Source organism: Hydrogenophaga sp., from assembly GCF_051007235.1.
In the GTDB taxonomy this organism is placed as follows: Bacteria; Pseudomonadota; Gammaproteobacteria; order Burkholderiales; family Burkholderiaceae_C; genus Hydrogenophaga.
Genome location: NZ_JBPCSJ010000381.1, coordinates 1 through 5,172, shown reverse-complemented (window position 1 = coordinate 5,172; position 5,172 = coordinate 1). Strand labels below are relative to the sequence as shown.

The window sequence follows — 5,172 nt, the reverse complement described above, 5'->3', positions numbered from 1 at the left end:
CGAAGCGACCGCGCTGATCGTCAAGGTGTTCTCGGGCGCGCTGAGCGACTGGTGGGGCAAACGCAAGCCGCTGGCGCTGCTGGGCTACGGTCTGGGCGCCGCCACCAAACCCCTGTTCGCACTGGCCACCACGGTGGAGCCGGTAATCGCGGCGCGGCTGATCGACCGCATCGGCAAAGGCATCCGCGGGGCCCCGCGCGACGCGCTGGTGGCCGACCTCGCGCCGCCCGACCAGCGTGGCGCCGCTTTTGGCCTGCGCCAGTCGCTGGACACGGTGGGCGCCTTTCTGGGGCCGATGCTGGCGGTCGGCCTGATGCTGCTGTGGCACAACGACTTCCAGGCCGTGTTCTGGGTGGCGGTGATCCCGGCGGTGCTGTGCGTGCTGCTGCTGGTGTTGGGCGTGCAAGAACCCGAACGGCCGGCCGGCGCACCCCGCACGCAACCCATTTCGCGCGAAAAGCTGCGCCAACTCGGTGGCGCCTACTGGTGGGTGGTCGGCATGGGTGCCGTGTTCACGCTGGCACGGTTTTCAGAAGCGTTCCTGGTGCTGCGCGTACAGCAAGGCGGGCTGGCATTGGCCTGGGTGCCGCTGGTGCTGATTGTGATGAACGTCGTGTACGCCCTGGGCGCCTACCCGCTGGGCCGCCTGGCCGATGCGGTCAGCCACCGCGCCCTGCTGGCCCTGGGCCTGCTGGTGCTGATGGCCGCCGACGCCCTGCTGGCCTGGAGCGACCGCGGCATTGCCGCCTGGGCCGGTATCGCCCTGTGGGGCCTGCACATGGCCATGACGCAGGGCCTGCTGGCGACCATGGTGGCCGACACCGCGCCCGCCGATCTGCGCGGCACAGCCTTTGGCCTGTTCAACCTCGTCAGCGGCGTGGCGATGCTGGTGGCCAGCGCCCTGGCCGGCCTGCTGTGGGACCGGCTGGGCGCCAGCGCCACCTTTGGCGCCAGCCTGGCGCTGGCCGGCCTGGCCCTGGCCGTGCTGCTGCTGCACCGGCAGCCGGCACGCGCCTGAACGGCGGACAGGGCATGTCCGGAAACGATCGACGTTTGTCCGGCACGGTGTCGGACAGACACGTTCGGCGCGAGAACAATGCAGGCCTGATCTACAAGGAGTTGCCTTCATGAAAACCTGTCTGCTGGTGATCGATGTCCAGGAGTCCTTCCGGCACGAGCCTTATTTCTCCGACGCGGGCCTGCCCACCTACCTGGTCGCGCAGAACGCGCTCATCCGGGCCGCGCAGGCGGCGGGCACACCCATCGTGCGCATCTTCCACGTCGACGGACCCCATGTGGCGGACAACGCCTTCGCCCTCGCCTCCGGTGCGGTGCGGCCGCTGGAAGGACTCGCGCCCTTCGAGGCGGCGGCCACGTTCCAGAAGTCGCGCCACAGCGCACTGGTGGGTACCGGGCTGGACGTGTGGCTCACCGAACACGGCATCCGCCAGCTGGTGATCAGTGGCATCCGCACCGAACAGTGCTGCGAGACCACCGCCCGCCACGCATCGGACCTGGGTTACCGGGTGGACTTCGTGCCCGAGGCCACGCTCACCTTCGACATGGTGCAGCCCGACGGCCGGCCGCTGAGCGCCGCCGACATCGCCAGCCGCACGGCCACGGTGCTGAAGGACCGTTTCGCCCGCCTGTGCAGCGTGGCCGAGGCGGCGCAGGCCCTCGCATGAGCGCAGCGCCGGGCCGCTCCCAAGCCAGCTCGCACCGCAGTCCGAAGGGCGAAGGTACCCCAGTGAGCGCAGCGACTCGCCGGGTGGCGATCCTGACGTTCGACGAGGTCGAGGCGCTGGATTTCGCCGGCCCCTACGAGGTGTTCACCACCGCCAGCCGCATGGCTTTGCGTGAGGCGCCGGCCGCGCCCGCCCCGTTCGAGGTGTTCAGCGTGGCCCGTACCCGTGGGCCGGTGCGTGCCCGCGCCGGCCTGTTGCTGCTGCCCGACCACGGCTTCGACGATGCGCCGCCGGTGGGCCTGCTCATCGTCCCAGGGGGTGTGGTCGACCAGGCCCGGCGCTGTGGCGACACCCTGCGCTGGCTGGCCCAGGCCAGCGCACATGCCGAACTCACCGCGTCGGTCTGCACAGGCGCATTCCTGCTGGCGGACTGCGGCGTGTTGCAGCGCGGCCCGGTCACCACGCATTGGGAAGACCAGGCCGACCTGGCCCGCGCCTTTCCCGCACTGGAAGTGCAATCCGGCGTGCGCTGGGTGGACCAGGGCCGGGTGGTCACGTCGGGCGGCATCAGCGCCGGCATCGACATGAGCCTGCACTTGGTGGCCCGGTTAGCGGGCGAGGCGCTGGCGCTGCGCACCGCTCGGCAGATGGACTTCCAATGGACGCGCGATTGAGCGGTGCGATCCGTGTCGCCTTCGTGCTGCTGCCCGGCAGCCTGATCCTGGACTGGGCGGGACCGGCCGAGGCGCTGCGCATCGCCAACCAGTGCCTGACGGACAGCGGGCAGGCCCTGGCCTTCGAACTGCGCTTTGTAGGCCCGGCGGCGCAGGCGGCCAGCTCGGTGGGCGCGCTGGTGGCCGGCATCGAGCCGCTGTCCGCCATCGTCCCGGGCGCCGAAGGCCCGCCGACCTGGATCGTGCTGCTGGGCCAGCCCGGCGACACCATCGACGTGCGGAGCCCCGGCGTGCCCGAGCTGCTGCACTGGCTGCGCGGCCTGCGCCTGCAGGCGGGGCGGCTGGAGCTGGTGACGGTGTGCGCCGGCGCCATCCTCGCGGCGCACGCCGGGCTGCTGGACGGCCACCGCGCCACCACGCACCACCACCACCTGGACGAACTGCGCCAGACCGCGCCGCGCTGCGACGCGGTGGCCAACCGGGTGTTTGTGCTCGACGGTGCGGTCAGCAGCAGCGCGGGGGTGACGACCGGCATCGACCTGTTCCTGCACCGCATCGCCTCAGTGTGCGGCCCGGCGCTGGCGGCTCAGGTGGCGCAGGCCATGGTGGTGGCGATGCGACGCGGCCCAGGCGACCCCGAGCTCTCGCCCTTCCTGCGCTACCGCGACCACCTGCACCCCGCCCTGCACCGGGTGCAGGACGCGGTGAGCCAGCGGCCGCAGGAAGCCTGGAGCGCACAGACCATGGCCGACGTGGCCTGCACCTCGCCGCGCCACCTCAGCCGCCTCTTTCTGGCACACGCGGGGATCGCACCCATGGACTACCTGCGCCGCATCCGGCTGGACCTGGCCGAGGCCGCGCTGCACGCCGGCTGCAGCGTGGGCCGGGCCGCGGAGCTGGCGGGTTTCAGTTCCGACACGCAGCTGCGCCGCGCCTGGCACCTGCTGGGCAAGGCGGGCACGCCGTCGGCCACCGGGCGTTGAGCGCGCGCGCCTTCAACGACCACTCAGACGAGGGCTTCGGACGGCAGCACCGTGCAGCCGGGCTCGGCCGCCAGCGCCGCGCGCAGCAGGTGGTGGGCAATGCGCTCGGCCGGCACCACGCGGTAGCGCGGCGGCAGCAACGGCCCCAGCCACTGCGACACACGCACACCGATCTGCTCCGCGGGCCGCGATTCGTGGCGCTCGCCACCGATCAGCCCCGGCCGCACCAGCGTGAGCGATCGATACCCGAGCGCCTGCAGGTCGCGTTCGAGCTCGCCCTTGGTACGCGAATAAAACACCCGCGAGCGCGGGTCGGCGCCGAGCGCCGAATTGAGCGCGTAGGCTTGCGCACCATGGCGCAAGGCGAGCTGCGCCACGCGCAGCGGCAGGTCGTGGTCCACGCGGTAGAAGGCCGCCTGCGAGCCCGCGACTTTGATGGTCGTGCCCAGCGCACAGACCACCGCGTCCACAGCCCACCAGGCGGCGTCTTCGGGCAGGTGGTCGAAGTCCACCACCGGGTTGTGCAGCCTGGGGTGGGCCGGCAGCGCGCGGCGCGTGGGCGCGACGACCCGCGCGACCTGTTCGCAAGCGAGCGCCTGTTGCAGCACCTGCTGCCCCACCAGACCGGTCGCGCCGACCAGCATCATGGTTGTCATGGACCTGTCCCGTTCTTGAAAAACACGGGATTGTCCGCCCACCACCGCGTCAGCGCGGTTGGCGCTGCTCGATCTGCCGCTGCAGCGCCTGGTAGGTGGCCAGACGGTGGCCCCCCAGGCTCACGGCGCGGCCGGCCGCGGCTTGCGCGGCGGGCAGTTGGTCCAGCTCCAGCCGCACCTGGGCCAGGTTGTGCCAGGCGTCGGCAAAGTCCGGCTGCGCCTGCGTGGCGGCTTCAAAGGCCTGGGCGGCTCGCTCGCGCTGGCCCATGACGTAGGCGGCGTTGCCCAGCCCCAGCAAGGCCGAGCGGTCGTCCGGCCAGCGCTGCAGCGCGGCCGCCCAGGCGGCGTATGCAGCAGGCGCATCGACCCGCTCCAGCGCGGCCACCGCACGCGCCCAGGGCTCGGGCTGCGCAGTGGCAGGCAGTTGCGCGGGCGGCGTGGCGCGCACCGCCCAGTTGCCGCCGCGCGCCCAGGTCTGCTCAAAGGTGCTGACCGGCATGCGCTGGCGCGCGGTGGTGCCGGAATGCAGGATCAGGTCCTGCGTGGTGCGGTCGTAGCCGATCACCACCGCGTAGTGCCACAGCGGCGAAAACGACAGGCCCAGGTTCTGCAGCACCAGCACCGGCTCGCCGGCGGCCACCTCGGCCAGCAGGGCCTGCAGCTCGGGCGCCAGCAGGTAGGGCACCAGGCCCAGGCGGCGCGTGGCGGTCAGCATCTCGACCTGCAGCGCGCCCTGGCGACCCGGCAGGTAGACCTGGGGTGTGAGCTGTGCGGGCGACACCTCGCGCCCGGCGGCCTGGGCCATCATGGCCAGCGACGCGGGGCCGCACAGGTGGTCGTCCTGCGCGAAAAACGGCACTGTGGACAGCAGCACCTGGTCGGGCCAGGCGGTCGGCCAGGCGCGCTCCAGCGCGGCCATCTGCGGCGCGGTGGCGCAGCCGCCCAGCGCCAGCGCGGCACAAAGCACAAGCCCCGCCAGGGCGGGGCTTGTGCGGGCCTGAAGCCGCAGCCTCATCGGATCGAACGGGTGAACGGGAACACCTTGGTGAAGCCCAGGATGTCGGTCACCAGCAGGATCAGGAACACGGTGAACAGCACACCCACCACGTCACCACCCGCGGGCGCACGGTCCACCCGGTCGGCCAGCTGGGCCACTTCGGCGTCGCTCATGGCC

At 72.1% G+C, this 5,172-nt stretch carries 7 protein-coding genes; 4 read left to right on the top strand and 3 right to left on the bottom strand.

Features of this window, described 5'->3' with window-relative positions; translation table 11 throughout:
• From ACR2JA_RS13710 to ACR2JA_RS13695, 4 genes are all read left to right on the top strand, one after another.
• Positions 1-1,018 (top strand): MFS transporter (locus ACR2JA_RS13710; RefSeq protein WP_434009636.1); only part of this gene is annotated, 1,018 nt, incomplete at its 5' end.
• 109 nt (positions 1,019-1,127) lie between these two features.
• Complete coding sequence (locus ACR2JA_RS13705) at positions 1,128-1,685, top strand: isochorismatase family protein (protein ID WP_434009635.1); 558 nt, start codon at positions 1,128-1,130, stop codon at positions 1,683-1,685.
• 62 nt (positions 1,686-1,747) lie between these two features.
• Entirely contained in the window at positions 1,748-2,359 is a 612-nt protein-coding gene (locus tag ACR2JA_RS13700; RefSeq protein ID WP_434009634.1) for a DJ-1/PfpI family protein, read from the top strand.
• Positions 2,344-3,342 (top strand): GlxA family transcriptional regulator, encoded by a 999-nt coding sequence (locus ACR2JA_RS13695; protein WP_434009633.1) that lies wholly within the window; start codon positions 2,344-2,346, stop codon positions 3,340-3,342. Before ACR2JA_RS13700 ends, ACR2JA_RS13695 begins: the two co-directional genes overlap by 16 nt.
• A gap of 23 nt (positions 3,343-3,365) precedes the next feature.
• Here the strand turns inward: ACR2JA_RS13695 and ACR2JA_RS13690 are convergent, their stop codons facing one another.
• From ACR2JA_RS13690 to ACR2JA_RS13680, 3 genes are read right to left on the bottom strand one after another with little or no spacing between them, the layout of a single operon-like run.
• Positions 3,366-3,998, bottom strand: a complete 633-nt coding sequence (locus ACR2JA_RS13690; RefSeq protein WP_434009632.1) for an NAD-dependent dehydratase — start codon at positions 3,996-3,998, stop codon at positions 3,366-3,368.
• Between the two features lie 49 nt (positions 3,999-4,047).
• Complete coding sequence (locus ACR2JA_RS13685; RefSeq protein WP_434009631.1) at positions 4,048-4,965, bottom strand: PA2778 family cysteine peptidase; 918 nt, start codon at positions 4,963-4,965, stop codon at positions 4,048-4,050.
• Between the two features lie 44 nt (positions 4,966-5,009).
• Positions 5,010-5,168 carry a PA2779 family protein gene (locus tag ACR2JA_RS13680; RefSeq protein WP_434009637.1) on the bottom strand — a complete coding sequence of 53 codons (159 nt, stop codon included), beginning with the start codon at positions 5,166-5,168 and terminating at the stop codon, positions 5,010-5,012.
• Positions 5,169-5,172: the final 4 nt, after the last annotated feature.

Bases quoted from the DNA above. Each gene is read 5' to 3' on its own strand.
- ACR2JA_RS13705 (WP_434009635.1), top strand. From the start codon at position 1,128: ATGAAAACCTGTCTGCTGGTGATCGATGTCCAGGAGTCCTTCCGGCAC.
- ACR2JA_RS13695 (WP_434009633.1), top strand. From the start codon at position 2,344: ATGGACGCGCGATTGAGCGGTGCGATCCGTGTCGCCTTCGTGCTGCTG.
- ACR2JA_RS13690 (WP_434009632.1), bottom strand. From the start codon at position 3,998: ATGACAACCATGATGCTGGTCGGCGCGACCGGTCTGGTGGGGCAGCAG.
- ACR2JA_RS13680 (WP_434009637.1), bottom strand. From the start codon at position 5,168: ATGAGCGACGCCGAAGTGGCCCAGCTGGCCGACCGGGTGGACCGTGCG.